Genomic DNA, 14,758 nt, shown 5'->3' with positions numbered 1-14,758 from the left:
GATTACTGCCGGGCGAACCGTCCGAAGGCTCCACCCGAAAAGCACAGCGGATCACCATCACGATGGGCAGCGCGCAACACCTCGCCGACGATGATAGTGTGATCGCCCGCATCATGCGCCGCCGCCTGCCTGCACTCAAAACGGGCCAGCGTTCCGGGGATGACCGGTACACCTTCATCGTTCAATTCCCATTCAAGATCATCGAAAGCACGGCCGTTGCGGGTGAAGCGGGCGCTCAGCACGTCCTGATCGGCGCTCAGCACATGAATGGCGAAATGGGTCGCGCCGCTGAAGGCCTGATAACGCGACGAGCTTTTCGCAGGTGACCACAGCACCAACGGCGGATCGAGCGAGACGGATGCGAAGCTGTTGACCGTCATGCCGATCGGGCCTTCCGGGGTCGTGGCTGTTACCACCGTAACACCTGTCGTGAAAGCGCCGAGCGCATTGCGAAAGCTGCGGCTGTTTTCGCCGCCGGGAACGAATACATGTTCATTGGGCATTTTGATTGCCTCTGCAACTGTCATCACGCCACCTCTTTTCCAATCGCAAGGGTGTAGAGTTCAAACCATGTCTGGCGGTCCATCGTCACGCGAAGCGCATCGGCAGCGGTTTTGATGCGTTCGAGATTGTTGGTGCCAAGCACCGGAACGATCTTTGCCGGATGGCGCAGCAGCCAGGCGATCGCGACGGCCGTCGCGTCGACGCCCTGTTCCTTGCCGACGCGCTGCAGGGCAGCCATGGTACCGCCATGCGCGCCTGAGAACAGCGAACCGCCACCGAGCGGCGACCAGGCCATGGGCGAAATGCGCTTTTCCTGCAGGTAGGCGAGATCGCCATTCGTGAAGGAATCGGTGGCAAGCAGGCTCATTTCGATCTGGTTCGTCACCAGCCGGTTGCTCATGGCCGATTGCAGCAGCGAAAAATCCCACGGGCGGAAATTGGAGACACCAACCGCCTTGACCTTGCCCGACGCCACCAAGGCATCAAGTGCCTTGCCGGTTTCTTCCGCGTCGATCAGCGGGTCGGGGCGGTGAATGAGCAGCAGATCGACGTGATCCGTTCCCATGTCGCGCAGCGACGCTTCCACCGACGCGTTGATGTGGACCGCGGTCGTGTCGTAATGCTTGACGCGGGCGGCAGCATGACGGCCGGCCGGGGCGACGATGCCGCATTTGGTGACGATTTCGATTTTGTCGCGCAGTCCTGGCGCGGCTTTCAATCCGGCGCCAAGAATGGCTTCTGCCGTGTATCCGCCATAGATATCGGCCTGATCCATCGTTGTGATGCCCTGTGCGAGGCAGGCCTCGATCTTCGCCTGTACATGCGCCGGCGAGGTGTCTACATCGTCACCAATGCGCCACATGCCGTAAACGATGCGGCTGAGTTCGAGTGTGTCAGAAAGAGCGATACGTTCCATCAGTGGCGTTCCCCATTGCCGAGCGGCGTCGCTGGCGTTTCAGAAGGCACCCGGCCATAGGCATGCGGCAGGGAGCAGGTTTTCATCTGCGGCAACACCTTGGTGCCGAAATGTTCCGCCTCGTCGAGATGCGGATAACCGGACAGGATGAAGGCGCGGATACCCATCTTCTGGTAATCCTCCAGCGCCGAAAGAACCTGATCCGTCGAGCCGACAAGTGCTGCACCGCAGCCGGAGCGCGCCCGGCCGATGCCGGTCCACAGATTGGGTTCGACATAACCGAACTTGTCAGCGAGTTCACGGGCCCGTGCCTGATGCGACACGCCAAGTGAACCGCTATCGTGGGCGCGGTTGCGGATCAGCTGGCCATATTCATCATCGAGCTTGGAGACCAGATGTTCGGCATATTCGCGGGCTTCCTTTTCAGTATCGCGCACCACCATATGGACGCGCAGACCATAATCCAGCGTGCGGCCATGGGCGGAAGCGCGCTCGTTGGCGGCGCGCATGCGGTCCGCCAGCTGGTCCTTCGTCTCCGGCCACATCAGATAGACGTCGCATTGTGCGCCACAGAGCTCAAGGGCATCCGGAGAATAACCGCCGAAATAAAGAAGCGGGCCTCCATTCTGCTGGTAGGGTCTCGCCGGCTCGGTCGATACGCCCTTGAACTGGTAGATTTCGCCGTCGTGGTCGATGGTGTCGCGGGTCCAGGCCTGCCGCAAAATCTCGACGACCTCGTGGCTGCGCTTGTAACGAAAGGCGCTGTCGGCGACTTCGCCCGGGAAGTCCGAGCTGATGACATTGAGGGTCAGGCGGCCTTTCAGCATGTGGTCGAGCGTGGCAACCGTACGCGCCAGCATGATCGGCTGCATTTCGCCACAGCGGATAGCGGCAAGGAAATTGATACGGTCGCTGATCGGCGCACAGCCGGCGACAAAGCTCAGCGTATCCTGCCCCACCTGATAGGACGACGGGCAGAGAATGTTGCGGAAGCCAAGTTCCTCAGCTTTTTTGACGATATCCGAGCAATGTTCGAAGCTGGAACGCAGGCTTCCATCCGGCACGCCGAGATAGGCGTAATCATCGGAACACAAAGCGGAAAACCAGGAGACCTCGGCAGCATCGAGATCAGCGGATGTAACGGGTACGACGGTCATGCAATTCCTCCTCAGGGCCGCTCTCGTTGTTCTTGCATAACATCAAGAAATATGTAAATCAATGATGTATCAATTTTTGTTTCGGGTGGAGGAAACGGCATATGAGACACACTGGTGGCAGTTTGCCCATGTATCTGCAGATCGCCGAAATGCTGGTGCGCGAGGTGTCAGCAGGGCGGCTGATCGACGGCGAGAAGCTTGCGCCGGAGCGCGATATGGCTGCCGATCTCGGCATCGCCGTCGGTACGCTACGCAAGGCGCTCGCCGAATTGCAGGAGCGCGGCCTTCTGGAGCGCGTACAGGGTTCCGGCAACTACATCCGCGCGGTCAGCGATCCGCAAAGCGTCTACGCTTTCTTCCGGCTTGAACTGATCGAGGGCGGCGGCCTGCCGACAGCGGAGGTTCTGGATGTGACCCGGCTAGCGAAGCCCGTCGATCTGCCCGCTTTTGGCACCTCCTCCGAAGGACACAGGATTCGTCGTCTGCGGCGCATTGCCGGCAAACCGGCCGCCATCGAGGAAATCTGGCTTGATGGTTCCTATGTTGACACGATCACCATCGAAAATATGTCGGAATCTCTCTACCTCTATTACCGCACTCGCCTCAACCTCTGGATATCGAAGGCGGAGGATCGCGTCGATCTCGGCGAAGTGCCCGAATGGACGCCCGAAGCGTTCGGCCAGAAAGCAGGCGCATCCGTGCCCCGCGTCCTGCGTCTCAGCCAGGCGCAGGATGGTGCAGTGGCAGAAGTTTCCTGGACCTGGTTTGACCACACCGTGGCGCGCTACGTTTCTCGCATACGTTGAGTCTGCGCAAAATTCGCGTGATCTACAGGAGTGACGGAATTTGACGGCAGGCAAGCCAACCACTAGCCGCCAGCGGGCGATTTTGCGGATATATTTCTTTTAGTCAATGACTTAGTAGTTTTTGATTTCTGTCAGAAATAAAATTGATACACTATTGATTTCCTTTTTGTGAAAGGTAATATCACGACCTCAGGGAGACAGGCGTTTCGCCACCCCACGTTACTGCCAGACAATCGGGCTCGATTTTCGAAGATGCAGTACGGGGAACTTGAAGGTTGATCCCGGCTATTGCGTCCATTGAAATTTCGGGCGTGCCGGTCGTGAGGAGGAAAATATGGCTTCAGTCAGCCTGCGCAAGCTGGACAAGAGTTACGGTGCGCTTCGCATCGTCAAGGGCATCGACCTTGAAATCAACGATGGCGAATTCGTCGTATTTGTCGGCCCTTCCGGCTGCGGCAAATCAACGACGTTGCGCATGGTCGCAGGGCTGGAGAGCATTACTGGCGGCGAGGTGAAGATCGGCGACCGTGTCGTCAACCGGCTGCCGCCGCGCGAGCGCGACATCGCCATGGTGTTTCAGGACTATGCGCTCTATCCGCACAAGACGGTGCGCGAAAACATGGGCTTCAGCCTGAAGGTGCGTGGCGTCAGCGCCTCGCAGGCCAATGCCAGCATCGATGAGGCGGCAAAGATGCTAGGCATCGAGCATCTTCTCGATCGGCGGCCTGGACAGCTTTCCGGCGGCCAGCGCCAGCGTGTTGCCATGGGGCGCGCCATCGTGCGCCGCCCGCAGGTATTTCTGTTCGATGAGCCGCTTTCCAACCTCGACGCTAAACTCCGCGGACAGGTACGCACGGAAATCAAGCGCCTGCACCAGCAGCTCGGCACCACCATCATCTATGTCACCCATGACCAGGTGGAGGCGATGACGCTGGCGGACCGCATCGTCATCCTGCGCGGCGGCGATATCGAACAGGTCGGCACGCCAGATGAGGTTTATAACCGCCCGGAAAGCGTGTTCGTCGGCGGTTTCGTCGGTGCGCCCGCGATGAATTTTGCCCGCGCCAGGGTCAATGGTGACCGGCTGACATTTTCCGACGGCAATTCCCTGCCGATGGCGGCTATCCGGCCATCACGCGAAACGGGGCTGGAAGGACGCGACGTCATCGTTGGCATCCGCCCGGAACATTTCGGCCCCGCCGAAGGCTTCGGCAGCCAGCTTGCCGTGAAGGTGCAGGTTGTGGAACCGCTGGGCTCGGACACGCTCGTCCATTTCAGCCTCGGCGACGCGGCGCTGACCGCACGAATGCCGCCGCAGCTTCGGCCAACGCCGAACGAGGAACTGCGGATCGGAGTCGATCCGTCCAAGGTCCATCTTTTCGACGCAACAACGGAGCGCTCGATCCACTGATTGCCGTGCAAAATGCCACGGCCAAGGGTTAATAACGGGAGGAACATATGACACTTAAATCTACCAGGGGCAAAGCCTTCATGGGCGCTGCGCTCTGCGCAACCGTGCTCGCTTTTTCAGGTCAGGCCTTTGCCGATGCCGAATTGAAGATCTTCGTTTCCAGCCAGCATCAACCGGATGTCTGGCGCAAGGCGCTCGATCAATATGAGGCGAAGACGCCGGGCGTGAAGGTGGTCATCGAGACCGGCGGCAACACCTCGGAAATGCAGGCGCAATATCTCAACACCGTGATGTCGGCCAAGGATTCGAGCCTCGACGTATTGATGCTCGACGTCATCCGTCCCGCGCAATTTGCAACAGCCGGCTGGACCAGCGATTTTGCCGGCAAGGACATGTCCGCCTATCTGCCGACCTATGCCGAAGCCAATACGGTGGATGGCAAGATCGTGGCGTTGCCAGCCTTCGCCGACTCCATGTTCCTCTATTACCGCAAGGACCTGCTGGATAAATACGGCATCAAGCCGCCGACCACCTGGGACGAGCTGAAGGAAGCGTCCAAGAAGGTCATGGAAGGCGAAAAGAACCCGGAGCTTCAGGGCCTGTCCTTCCAGGGCAAGGCGATCGAAGGCGCGGTCTGCACCTTCCTCCTGCCCTACTGGAGCGAAGGCAAGTCGCTGGTTGAAAACGGCAAGCTGAACTTCGACAATAAGGCGGCGGTGGATTCGCTGAAGCTCTGGAAGAGTTTTGTCGACGAAGGCATTTCCAAGAAGAACATTTCGGAGGTGGCGACCGACGACACCCGCAAGGAATTCCAGGCCGGCAAGGTCCTCTTTGCCGTCAACTGGTCCTATGCCTGGACCCATTTCCAGGGCAAGGAATCGCAGGTGAACGACAAGGTCGGCGTCGCCCGCCTTCCCGCCGTCAAAGGTGGTGAGCAGACGACCTGCCTCGGCGGCTGGGAATTCGGCGTGTCCGCCTATTCCAAGCAGCAGGATGAAGCCAAGAAGCTTGTCGAATATCTCTCCAGTCAGGATGTCTCGAAGTTCATGGCCATCAATGCAGCGCTCCTGCCCACCTACGCCGCTCTCTACAAGGATGCCGACGTGACCAAGGCAATCCCGTGGTTCGCGGATGCCCTGCCGGTCGTCGAAACAGCAAAGGCCCGTCCGGTGACGCCGCGCTACAACGAGGTCAGCGAGACCATTCGCACCACGGTCAACGGTGTGCTCGCCGGCGTCATGACGCCGGAGGATGGCGCAAAGCAGATGGAAAGTCGTCTGCGGCGCGTTCTGCGATAAGCTTCGGGCCGGAAGGCGGCGTGTGCACCGCCCCCCTTCCGGCCGTTTCGACTGACAGGATGAAAGGCGCCTCAAGGGCGCGAAACGGGCCGGACATAAACCGGTCCGACCGGGAGACGATGACGTGAATCCAGTTGCGGGAGTGGCAGACGTGACAATGCCGGAAAGAACCATGGTTCGGGTGGACGAGAAACCGCAGCCGCGCTGGACGCGGTGGCTCGATCTCGGCGACCGGTCGCTGGCCGTGCTGCTACTCGCACCGGCGGCGATCCTGCTTTCGCTCATCATCGTTTATCCGGTGGCGCGGCTCGTCTATACGAGCTTCTTCAGCCTGTCGCTGACCTCGGGCCTGCCGGCGGAATTCATCGGCTTTGAAAATTACACGGCAATGTTCGACGATCCGATTTTCTGGGAAACGACCTGGAATACGGTGCTGATAACGCTGATCACCGTGCCCGGCGCACTGTTCATGGGCCTTGGCCTCGCATTGCTCGCCAACCTGCCTTTCTCCATGCAGTGGCCAATGCGGCTTTCCCTTCTCATCCCCTGGGCGCTGCCGCTCTCCTTTGCAGGTCTCATCTTCGCGTGGTTCTTTCATTATGAATATGGTGTGGTCAACGACGTGCTGAACCGGCTGGGCTTTGAAGGCATCATCTGGTTCAACTCGCCGAACTGGGCCTTTGCCGCCATCTGCCTGACGATCATCTGGAAGACCTCCTCCTTCATGGCGCTCATGATCCTCGCCGGGTTGCAGACCATCCCGCGCTCGCTTTACGAGGCAGCGGATGTGGATGGCGCTGGCAGGATCAGGCAGTTCTTCGAAATCACCCTGCCGCTTCTGAAGCCATCGATTATCGTCGCCCTCATCTTCCGCACGATCACGGCGCTACAGACCTTTGATATTCCATACATGATGACCGGCGGCGGCCCCGGCACATCCACCACGACGCTTGCCATGTATATCCACCAGAACACCGTCTCCTTCCTCGATCTCGGTTACGGTTCGGCCTTAGCGGTCATGATGTTTGCGCTTTCCATGTGCGTCACCGCCGTTTACCTCCGTATCATCAGGACGAAGGACTGATCCCATGAGCAACGTTGCCACCTCTTCCGGTCTGTCCTCTTTCTTCTCGGGCAAGCCGCTGCGCTTCATCGCGGCCTCCATTCTTCTGATAAACGGCCTTTTCCCGGCTATCTGGATCCTCTTCACCTCGCTGAAAACCGAGGCGGAGCTGACTGTCAAGCCGATCACCTGGTTTCCGCACGCGCCGACACTTGCGAACTACGTGCAGGCCTTTTCGGATCAGCCGCTGCACCTCTTCCTGTTCAACAGCTTCATGGTGGCGCTGCTTTCAACGGCACTGACGATCCTGATTTCGGTGCTCGCGGCTTACGCGCTGGCGCGGCTGAACCTTAAATACCGGGCGCTTATCCTGTCGCTCATCATCGCCGTTTCCACCTTTCCGCTGGTGACGCTGCTTGTGCCGCTGTTCGAAATCATGCGGGCGCTCAATCTGCTCAACAGCTGGACGGCGCTGATCCTGCCCTACACGGTGCTGTCGCTGCCGGTCTGCACCTTGATGCTGGTCTCCTTCTTCGAAAGTATTCCGCGCGATCTCGAAAACGCTGCCATGATCGATGGCTGCACCCGCATCGGCGCGCTGTTCAAGGTCGTCGTGCCGCTTTGCGCGCCTGGTGTTTTCACCGCAGGCATCCTTGCCTTCGTGAATGCCTGGGACGAGTTCCTGCTGGCGCTTTCCTTCAATTCCAACCCTGCGCTACGCACACTGCCCGTTGGCATCCAGCTTTATCAGGGGGAGTTCGCTTTCCCCTGGCCGGTCATTTCGGCAGCGTTGGTGGTCGGTATCGTGCCGGTCGCGATCCTCATCGTCATCTTCCAGGAACGGGTTGTCTCTGGCCTCACCGCCGGTGGTCTCAAGGGCTAAAAGGTTAAGTCATGCATTTCGAAAAGACCCACGATGGATTTACGCTTGCGATCGGTAACCGCACCATCCTTTCCCATTCGCCCGACGAGCCGGCCCTATTCGCCGGTTTCGGCAAAGAGCGGATGGATATGTATCGCGGCAATTTCGATATCGAAGACTACGTCATCGAACGAACCGCCCTGCGCCACGCCGAGGTGAGCGGCGACAGCGTCACGCTTTCCTCCGCACCGGGACAGACCCCTCGCCTTCGCCTGACACTCGAAAGCAATGCCATCCTGCTGACAGCGCTGGACAAGACCATCAACCGTCTCTGGCTGCGCGTCTTTGCGGAAACGGACGAGCATGTCTGGGGCGGCGGCGAGCAGATGTCCTATTTCGACATGCGCGGCCGGCGCTTTCCGCTCTGGACCTCCGAGCCCGGCGTTGGCCGCGACAAGACCACCGAAATCACCTTCAAGTCTGACGTCAACGGCAAGGCAGGCGGTGATTATTACAACACCAACTATCCGCAGCCGACCTATCTCTCGTCGCGTAGATACGCGCTGCATGTGGAAACGAGCGCCTATTCGGTCTTCGATTTCCGCAATGGCGATTTCCACGAGATCGAAATCTGGGCCATCCCGGAGAAGATCGAATTTTTGGCCGGCGACAGTTTCACCGATATCGTCTCCGCGCTGTCCCTACGGTTTGGACGGCAGCCGCAAATGCCGGAATGGATATATAATGGCGCGATCATTGGATTAAAGGATGGCGTCAATTCGTTTGCGCGGCTGGAGAAAATCCGCGCAGCAGGAACGCAGGTGTCGGGCCTGTGGTGTGAGGACTGGGTGGGGCTTCGCCAGACATCCTTCGGCGCACGCCTGTTCTGGGACTGGCAGGCGAACGAAACCCGTTATCCGCATCTGCGCCAGAAGATCGCCGAGCTTGCCGATCAGGGTATCCGTTTTCTGGGGTACGTGAACCCCTATCTCTGCGTTGACGGCCCGCTTTTCCCGGTGGCCGAACAGGCCGGTTATTTCGCAACGGATGCGGAAGGGAAAACGGCGCTGGTGGATTTCGGCGAGTTCGATTGCGGCGTGGTCGATTTCACCAATCCGGCTGCCGCCGACTGGTTTGCCGAAGAAATCATCGGCAAGAACATGCTGGATTTCGGCCTTTCCGGGTGGATGGCTGATTTCGGCGAATATCTTCCGATCGATATAACGCTCTTCAACGGTGTCGACGCTAAGCTGATGCACAATGCATGGCCCACCCTGTGGGCCGAGGTCAATGCAAAAGCCGTCGAAAGCCGCGACAAGACCGGCGAAACGCTGTTCTTCATGCGCGCAGGCTTCACCGGAGTGCAGGCCCATTGCCCCCTCATCTGGGGCGGTGACCAGTCGGTCGACTTCTCCCGTCATGATGGGCTTGTCACCGTCATTTGCGGCGCGCTTTCATCCGGCCTCATGGGCAATGCCTATCACCATTCCGACATCGGCGGTTACACCAGCCTGTTCGGCAATGTCCGCACCGCGGAACTCATCATGCGCTGGACGGAGATGGCCGCCTTCACGCCTGTCATGCGCACCCATGAGGGCAACCGCCCGCGTGACAATCTGCAGATCGATCAGGATGAAGCGGTTCTCGCCCATTTCGCCCGCATGACGACAGTCTATGTCGCGCTTGCCCCCTATCTGAAATCGCTCTCCGCCGAAGCGGCCAGGACGGGGCTTCCGGTGCAACGCCCGCTTTTCCTGCATTACGAGAATGACCGGCAGACTTACGCCATTCAGGACAGCTATCTCTATGGCCCCGACATGCTGGTGGCCCCTGTCTGGAAAGCGGGAGAAGCGCAACGCACTCTCTATCTTCCGGGCGATGGCCAGTGGGTACATCTGTGGAGCGGCGTGCATCATCGCGGTGGAAACGAGGTTACCGTGGAAGCACCACTCGGCCGGCCCGCGGTTTTCTACCGCGCCGATAGTGGCAACGTCACCCTGTTTGAACAGCTCCGCACCATCTGAGCCGTTGACAGCCAGCTAAAAAAACGACAGTTTCCGACCCATTCCGAGGGGAGCACCAGACGGTGCTGAGATGGCGTTGAGCCGGACCCTTGAACCTGATCCGGATCATGCCGGCGTAGGAACGGAAACTGTCGCGCCTTTGAGGCGCTGCCCTTTCTCTTCTCCGCTTTGTCCTGATCTCCGCGATTGTCACGTGTGGAGACCGAATGATGATGCTGAAAGTTTTTGTCCGTCGCACCCGGTGCGTCTGCGTCTGAGGTTCGGCTCATGCGTGCCGCCCATGCGTTGAACGGTGTCGGTCTCCTGCTTGTTCTCTGGCAGGCAGGCACATGGCTGTTCTCCCCACCCCGTTATATCCTGCCGGCGCCGGCCGATGTCGCCGCGGCCTTCCTGCGCCACCCCGGTTTCCTGTTGGGGCAGGCCATGGTTACATTTCTCGAAATGGCCGTTGGACTGACGGCCGGCGTCCTGGTCGGTATTCTCGTGGCTTTCTCCATCGCGGCAATCCCCCGTCTCGGTCGCCTCGTCTGGCCGATGGTTCTGGTTTTGCAGGCCTTTCCGGTCTTCGTGCTGGCGCCCATCCTCGTCCTCTGGTTCGGCTTCGGCATGGCCTCGAAAGCGGTGATGACAGCGATCATCATCTTCTTTCCCGTCGCCTCCTCCTTCACCGATGGCCTCAACCGGACGGATCGCGCCATTCTCGATGCCGCCTCGCTGACGCAGGCAAGCCACTGGCAGGTTCTCACCCGGTTGCGCGTGCCACTGGCACTGCCTTCGCTTATCTCCGGGCTGCGGGTGGCCGCACCCCTCGCACCGCTGGGCGCTGTCATTGGCGAATGGGTTGGCGCATCGGCAGGGCTTGGATTCGTGATGATCCAGTCAAACGCCCGCATGCAGACCGACACGATGTTCGCCGCCATGGCGATACTCGCCATCATGGCGGTGCTGCTGCGACTGGCGGTGGATCGCGCCACCGCCCATCTGGCGCCCTGGGCCAGGGAAACAGAACACACCATTCCTTTCGGGTATTTACGGAGACTTTCAGCATCATGAAGCGAACTCTTCTTTCTTTCGTCGTCGCGGCGACAAGCATATTTGCCCCCGTTCAGTCACAGGCGGCCGACAGGCTTACGGTATTGCTGGAATGGTTCGTGAACCCCGACCATGCGCCGATGGTCATCGCGAAAGAGCGGGGCCTTTTTGCGGATGCGGGGCTCGAAGTTGAACTTGTTCCTCCGGCAGATCCTTCCGCCGTTCCGCGCCTCGTTTCGGCAAAACAGGCCGATATCGGCGTGCACTACCAGCCCAACCTCTATCTCGACCACGATGCCGGCCTGCCGCTCGTCCGTTTCGGCACACTGGTCGAAACGCCGCTAAACACCGTCACCGTGCTGGCTGACGGACCGATCAAAAGCCTGAAGGACCTGAAGGGCAGGAAAGTCGGTTTTTCCGTATCCGGCTTCGAGGATGCCATGTTGAAGCGCATGCTGGAAAAGGACGGTCTGACGAAAGACGATGTGGAACTCATCAACGTCAATTTCTCCCTGTCGCCATCGCTCATCGCCGGCAAGGTGGACGCCACGCTCGGCGGTTTCCGCAATTTCGAACTGACGCAGATGAAGCTCGAGGGCCACGAAGGCCGATCCTTCTTTCCCGAGGAACATGGTGTTCCGGCCTATGACGAGCTGATCTTCGTCACCCATCGCGATCTCGCAACAGACAGCCGCCTGCCGCGTTTCCTCTCCGCCGTGGAACAGGCCGCTATTTTCATCACCAATCACCCGCAGGAATCCTGGCAGCTTTTCATCAAGGCCTATCCCAATCTCGATGACGCACTGAATAAGCAGGCTTTCTTCGACACAGTGCCGCGTTTTGCCAAGCGCCCTGCCGCACTCGACCGCGCCCGCTATGCGCGTTTTGGCGCCTTCATGCAGGAAATGCAGCTCATCAAGCAGGCGCCGGCGGCGGACGAAATCGCCGTGGAGCTACAGCAGCCATGACAATCCCTTTCCCCACGACCACGCAGGCCGCCGAAATCCTTGAAAAAGTCAGGCAAGCGCGTCCGCGCGTACATTGCCTTATGAATACCGTGGTGCAAAAATTCACCGCCGACGGGATTACCGGTGTCGGCGGCATTCCCTCCATGACCACGTCGCTGGAGGAAATCGAAAGCTTCGTTACCAAGGCGGATGCGCTGACCATCAATCTCGGCACGCTGGATGCGGAACGGCGCAAGGTTATCCTGCTGGCAGTGAAGATCGCCAACGCCTCAGGCAAGCCCTGGATCGTCGACCCCGTGCATTGTGACTATTCTCCATCCCGGCTGGCCTTCGCGCGTGAGCTCATCACTCTCTCTCCCGCGATCGTGCGTGGCAACCGTGCAGAAATGAGACTGATCGACGAGGTGCCAGATGCAATCAGGATCGAAACCGGGCCGGTCGATCACCTGAGCGACGCGACGCGACGCGTCAGGATCGTAAACGGCCATCCCTGGATGGCTAAGGTAACGGGTACGGGCTGCCTCTCGGGGGGCGTCATCGCTGCTTTCATGGCCGTGGAACGGGATGCTTTGGCAGCGGCGGCGTCCGCCCTTGCCGTCACCGGCGTCTCCGCCGAACTGGCCGCGTCCTGTGCCAGAGGTCCCGGCACGTTCGAACCGGCATTCCTGGACGCGCTTTCGGCGATTACCGGCGAGGATATCATCAATCATGCGAGGATCGAGAATGAACAAGGTTGATTACCGCCTCAACGCGCTTGTGGATGGGAGCCTCGGCGATGTCGCGCCTCTCTTTGAGCTTGCTCTGGCGGCTGCACTTAATGGCGCGACCATCCTGCAATATCGCGACAAGCACGGCTCGACACGGGAGATGATCGAAAACGCCCGCGCCATCCACGAGGCCATCGCCGGCACCGGCGTGCCGCTCGTCATCAATGACCGGGTGGATGTTGCGCTCGCCTCGGGCGCAGATGGAGTGCATCTTGGCGCCGACGATATGGACGCCAAAACCGCTCGGCGCATTCTTGGCGATAAGGCGATCATCGGCCTCACGGTCAAGAACCGCGCCGACGCCGAGCGGGCAGCCTCCATGCCCGCCGATTACGCCTGCATCGGCGGCGTGTTCGACACAGTTTCAAAGGTCAACCCGGACAAGCCTGTGGGTATCGATGGATTTTCGACACTCCGCGGCCTGCTGAGGGAATGGCGGCCGGACATGCCGGTGGGCGCCATCGCCGGCATCGATCTCTCCCGCGTCCCCTCTGTCATTGCCGCCGGTGCGGATGGAGTCGCGGTGATCTCCGCCATCTTCCGCGCGGCAGATATTGCCAGCGCGACCAAGGAGTTCCGTTCCGCAATCGATGCCACTCTGAAAGCGAGACAGCCATGACATCAATTGCGTTGACCATTGCCGGATCCGACAGCGGCGGCGGTGCGGGCATACAGGCCGACCTCAAGACATTCTCCGCGCTTGGCGCCTATGGCGCCAGCGTCATCACCGCCATCACCGCACAGAACACCAGAGGCGTAACTGCGGTCGAGGATATTTCGGTGGCCACCATCATCGCGCAGATGGATGCGGTGTTTTCCGATCTCACCGTCAATGCGGTGAAGATCGGCATGGTTTCCCGTATCGAAACCATTGCAGCCATAGCGGAACGGCTCCGGCGGCAATCGCAGCCCGTGGTGCTGGATCCAGTCATGGTGGCGACGTCAGGCGACCGTTTGCTGCAAGTGGACGCCATCGAGACATTGCGGCGCGAGCTTCTGCCAATCGCGACCGTCGTTACGCCGAACCTGCCGGAAGCGGCGCTTTTAACCGGCACGCCGATAGCGGAGACGGAAACGGACATCAATCATCAGGCCGCGGCGATCCTGAAAGCGGGCGCAAAAGCGGTGCTCATCAAGGGCGGACATGGTGCGGGGCCTGAGAGCACGGATTATCTGTTTGCAGATGGCACCATGCAGGCGCTTTCCGCTGCACGCGTAGAGACGAAGAACGATCACGGCACCGGCTGCACGCTGGCGGCGGCGATCACGGCGCATCTTGCGAGGGGAAGCGAGTTGCTGGAGGCCGTGGAGCTGGCGAAAGATTATTTGAATGGGGCGCTTGATGCTGGGCGGAGCCTTGCCGTTGGACATGGGCGGGGGCCGGTGCATCATTTTTATCGGTGGTGGGGGTGAAGCCCCACACTCGATGCTACCTCGCCTTCGGCGTCGCCAGCACATTCCGGATCGCGAAACTCGAATGAATACGCGAGACCCCCGGCAGCTTCGAGAGTATCTCCTTGTGAATGCGCTCGAAATCCCCCGCACTTTCTGCCTCGCAACGCAGGAAATAATCCGAACCGCCAGTCATGAGATAACATTCGCGGATTTCCGGATATCGCCGCACCGCATTTTCGAAACGGTTGAGAAAATCCTCCGTCTGCCGGTCGAGCGTGATCTGCACGATAACCGAAATGACCTCACCGCCGGCCAGGCCGCTGGTAAGCGCCGTGTAACCGCGGATGATCCCTTCCCGTTCGAGAATATCGACGCGACGCAAGCACGCGGATGGCGAAAGCCCGACCTCTGCAGCAAGCTTTGCGTTGCTGATGCGGGCGTTGAGCCGAAGCAGCCGTATGATATGGCGGTCGGTCGCATCAAGTGACGACATAGAAAATTCCAATCAGCAAAAGAAAATTGCGCGCTTGCCAATTATATCGCATTTCCTTCGAA

The 14,758-nt window shown here is 59.7% G+C and carries 15 protein-coding genes and 1 riboswitch; of the genes, 11 read left to right on the top strand and 4 right to left on the bottom strand.

Going from position 1 to position 14,758, the window contains the following annotated elements:
- Positions 1–2 precede the first annotated feature (2 nt).
- Genes smoA through EYD00_RS21410 form a run of 3 tightly spaced genes read right to left on the bottom strand, consistent with a single transcriptional unit; the run spans position 3 to position 2,577 of the window.
- Positions 3–527: an NADH-dependent FMN reductase SmoA gene (gene smoA / locus EYD00_RS21420; protein ID WP_006698538.1), complete on the bottom strand. Its 525-nt coding sequence runs from the start codon at positions 525–527 to the stop codon at positions 3–5.
- Positions 527–1,420 carry an aldo/keto reductase gene (locus EYD00_RS21415; RefSeq protein WP_006698539.1) on the bottom strand — a complete coding sequence of 298 codons (894 nt, stop codon included), beginning with the start codon at positions 1,418–1,420 and terminating at the stop codon, positions 527–529. The genes smoA and EYD00_RS21415 overlap by 1 nt, the downstream gene beginning before the upstream one ends.
- Positions 1,420–2,577 carry an LLM class flavin-dependent oxidoreductase gene (locus EYD00_RS21410; RefSeq protein WP_004438724.1) on the bottom strand — a complete coding sequence of 386 codons (1,158 nt, stop codon included), beginning with the start codon at positions 2,575–2,577 and terminating at the stop codon, positions 1,420–1,422. Before EYD00_RS21410 ends, EYD00_RS21415 begins: the two co-directional genes overlap by 1 nt.
- A 101-nt stretch (positions 2,578–2,678) precedes the next feature.
- Here EYD00_RS21410 and EYD00_RS21405 point away from each other — a divergent pair, with 101 nt between their 5' ends.
- The 11 genes from EYD00_RS21405 to thiD all read left to right on the top strand — a co-directional run bounded on the left by EYD00_RS21405 (position 2,679) and on the right by thiD (position 14,221).
- Complete coding sequence (locus EYD00_RS21405; RefSeq protein WP_022563683.1) at positions 2,679–3,383, top strand: GntR family transcriptional regulator; 705 nt, start codon at positions 2,679–2,681, stop codon at positions 3,381–3,383.
- A 334-nt stretch (positions 3,384–3,717) separates the two neighbouring features.
- On the top strand, positions 3,718–4,794 hold the full coding sequence (locus tag EYD00_RS21400) for an ABC transporter ATP-binding protein (protein WP_006698542.1): 1,077 nt from the start codon (positions 3,718–3,720) through the stop codon (positions 4,792–4,794).
- Positions 4,795–4,841: 47 nt separating this feature from the next.
- A complete protein-coding gene (locus tag EYD00_RS21395; RefSeq protein WP_022563682.1) occupies positions 4,842–6,092 on the top strand; it encodes an ABC transporter substrate-binding protein in 1,251 nt (416 codons plus the stop codon).
- A gap of 172 nt (positions 6,093–6,264) precedes the next feature.
- Positions 6,265–7,176: a carbohydrate ABC transporter permease gene (locus tag EYD00_RS21390; RefSeq protein ID WP_034498202.1), complete on the top strand. Its 912-nt coding sequence runs from the start codon at positions 6,265–6,267 to the stop codon at positions 7,174–7,176.
- A 4-nt stretch (positions 7,177–7,180) separates the two neighbouring features.
- Positions 7,181–8,038, top strand: a complete 858-nt coding sequence (locus EYD00_RS21385) for a carbohydrate ABC transporter permease (RefSeq protein WP_006698545.1) — start codon at positions 7,181–7,183, stop codon at positions 8,036–8,038.
- 11 nt (positions 8,039–8,049) lie between these two features.
- Positions 8,050–10,041 carry an alpha-glucosidase gene (locus EYD00_RS21380; protein ID WP_022563680.1) on the top strand — a complete coding sequence of 664 codons (1,992 nt, stop codon included), beginning with the start codon at positions 8,050–8,052 and terminating at the stop codon, positions 10,039–10,041.
- 36 nt (positions 10,042–10,077) lie between these two features.
- A riboswitch (TPP riboswitch) is annotated at positions 10,078–10,180 on the top strand.
- Positions 10,181–10,308: 128 nt separating this feature from the next.
- On the top strand, positions 10,309–11,094 hold the full coding sequence (locus EYD00_RS21375) for an ABC transporter permease (RefSeq protein WP_006698546.1): 786 nt from the start codon (positions 10,309–10,311) through the stop codon (positions 11,092–11,094).
- Positions 11,091–12,041: an ABC transporter substrate-binding protein gene (locus EYD00_RS21370; protein WP_006698547.1), complete on the top strand. Its 951-nt coding sequence runs from the start codon at positions 11,091–11,093 to the stop codon at positions 12,039–12,041. The genes EYD00_RS21375 and EYD00_RS21370 overlap by 4 nt, the downstream gene beginning before the upstream one ends.
- Complete coding sequence (locus EYD00_RS21365) at positions 12,038–12,778, top strand: hydroxyethylthiazole kinase (RefSeq protein WP_034498204.1); 741 nt, start codon at positions 12,038–12,040, stop codon at positions 12,776–12,778. Before EYD00_RS21370 ends, EYD00_RS21365 begins: the two co-directional genes overlap by 4 nt.
- Positions 12,765–13,427: a thiamine phosphate synthase gene (gene thiE, locus EYD00_RS21360; protein ID WP_034498206.1), complete on the top strand. Its 663-nt coding sequence runs from the start codon at positions 12,765–12,767 to the stop codon at positions 13,425–13,427. Before EYD00_RS21365 ends, thiE begins: the two co-directional genes overlap by 14 nt.
- Entirely contained in the window at positions 13,424–14,221 is a 798-nt protein-coding gene (gene thiD, locus EYD00_RS21355) for a bifunctional hydroxymethylpyrimidine kinase/phosphomethylpyrimidine kinase (protein WP_034498208.1), read from the top strand. The genes thiE and thiD overlap by 4 nt, the downstream gene beginning before the upstream one ends.
- A gap of 16 nt (positions 14,222–14,237) precedes the next feature.
- Here thiD and EYD00_RS21350 read toward each other — a convergent pair whose 3' ends face one another.
- Complete coding sequence (locus tag EYD00_RS21350) at positions 14,238–14,696, bottom strand: Lrp/AsnC family transcriptional regulator (protein ID WP_004438693.1); 459 nt, start codon at positions 14,694–14,696, stop codon at positions 14,238–14,240.
- Between the last annotated feature and the right edge of the window lie 62 nt (positions 14,697–14,758).

Origin of the sequence: Agrobacterium sp. 33MFTa1.1, assembly GCF_004328495.1 — a bacterium.
GTDB classification, from domain to species: domain Bacteria; phylum Pseudomonadota; class Alphaproteobacteria; order Rhizobiales; family Rhizobiaceae; genus Agrobacterium; species Agrobacterium pusense.
Note: the sequence above shows the minus strand (reverse complement) of the source record. Positions and strands in the feature narration are given on the sequence as shown.

What these genes read in the sequence shown, in the direction of transcription:
- EYD00_RS21385 (WP_006698545.1), top strand. Translation starts at nt 7,181, where the DNA reads ATGAGCAACGTTGCCACCTCTTCCGGTCTGTCCTCTTTCTTCTCGGGC.
- EYD00_RS21380 (WP_022563680.1), top strand. Translation starts at nt 8,050, where the DNA reads ATGCATTTCGAAAAGACCCACGATGGATTTACGCTTGCGATCGGTAAC.
- EYD00_RS21395 (WP_022563682.1), top strand. Translation starts at nt 4,842, where the DNA reads ATGACACTTAAATCTACCAGGGGCAAAGCCTTCATGGGCGCTGCGCTC.
- EYD00_RS21390 (WP_034498202.1), top strand. Translation starts at nt 6,265, where the DNA reads ATGGTTCGGGTGGACGAGAAACCGCAGCCGCGCTGGACGCGGTGGCTC.
- EYD00_RS21370 (WP_006698547.1), top strand. Translation starts at nt 11,091, where the DNA reads ATGAAGCGAACTCTTCTTTCTTTCGTCGTCGCGGCGACAAGCATATTT.
- thiD (WP_034498208.1), top strand. Translation starts at nt 13,424, where the DNA reads ATGACATCAATTGCGTTGACCATTGCCGGATCCGACAGCGGCGGCGGT.
- EYD00_RS21415 (WP_006698539.1), bottom strand. Translation starts at nt 1,420, where the DNA reads ATGGAACGTATCGCTCTTTCTGACACACTCGAACTCAGCCGCATCGTT.
- EYD00_RS21375 (WP_006698546.1), top strand. Translation starts at nt 10,309, where the DNA reads ATGCGTGCCGCCCATGCGTTGAACGGTGTCGGTCTCCTGCTTGTTCTC.
- EYD00_RS21400 (WP_006698542.1), top strand. Translation starts at nt 3,718, where the DNA reads ATGGCTTCAGTCAGCCTGCGCAAGCTGGACAAGAGTTACGGTGCGCTT.
- EYD00_RS21350 (WP_004438693.1), bottom strand. Translation starts at nt 14,696, where the DNA reads ATGTCGTCACTTGATGCGACCGACCGCCATATCATACGGCTGCTTCGG.
- EYD00_RS21410 (WP_004438724.1), bottom strand. Translation starts at nt 2,577, where the DNA reads ATGACCGTCGTACCCGTTACATCCGCTGATCTCGATGCTGCCGAGGTC.
- smoA (WP_006698538.1), bottom strand. Translation starts at nt 527, where the DNA reads ATGACAGTTGCAGAGGCAATCAAAATGCCCAATGAACATGTATTCGTT.
- EYD00_RS21365 (WP_034498204.1), top strand. Translation starts at nt 12,038, where the DNA reads ATGACAATCCCTTTCCCCACGACCACGCAGGCCGCCGAAATCCTTGAA.
- thiE (WP_034498206.1), top strand. Translation starts at nt 12,765, where the DNA reads ATGAACAAGGTTGATTACCGCCTCAACGCGCTTGTGGATGGGAGCCTC.
- EYD00_RS21405 (WP_022563683.1), top strand. Translation starts at nt 2,679, where the DNA reads ATGAGACACACTGGTGGCAGTTTGCCCATGTATCTGCAGATCGCCGAA.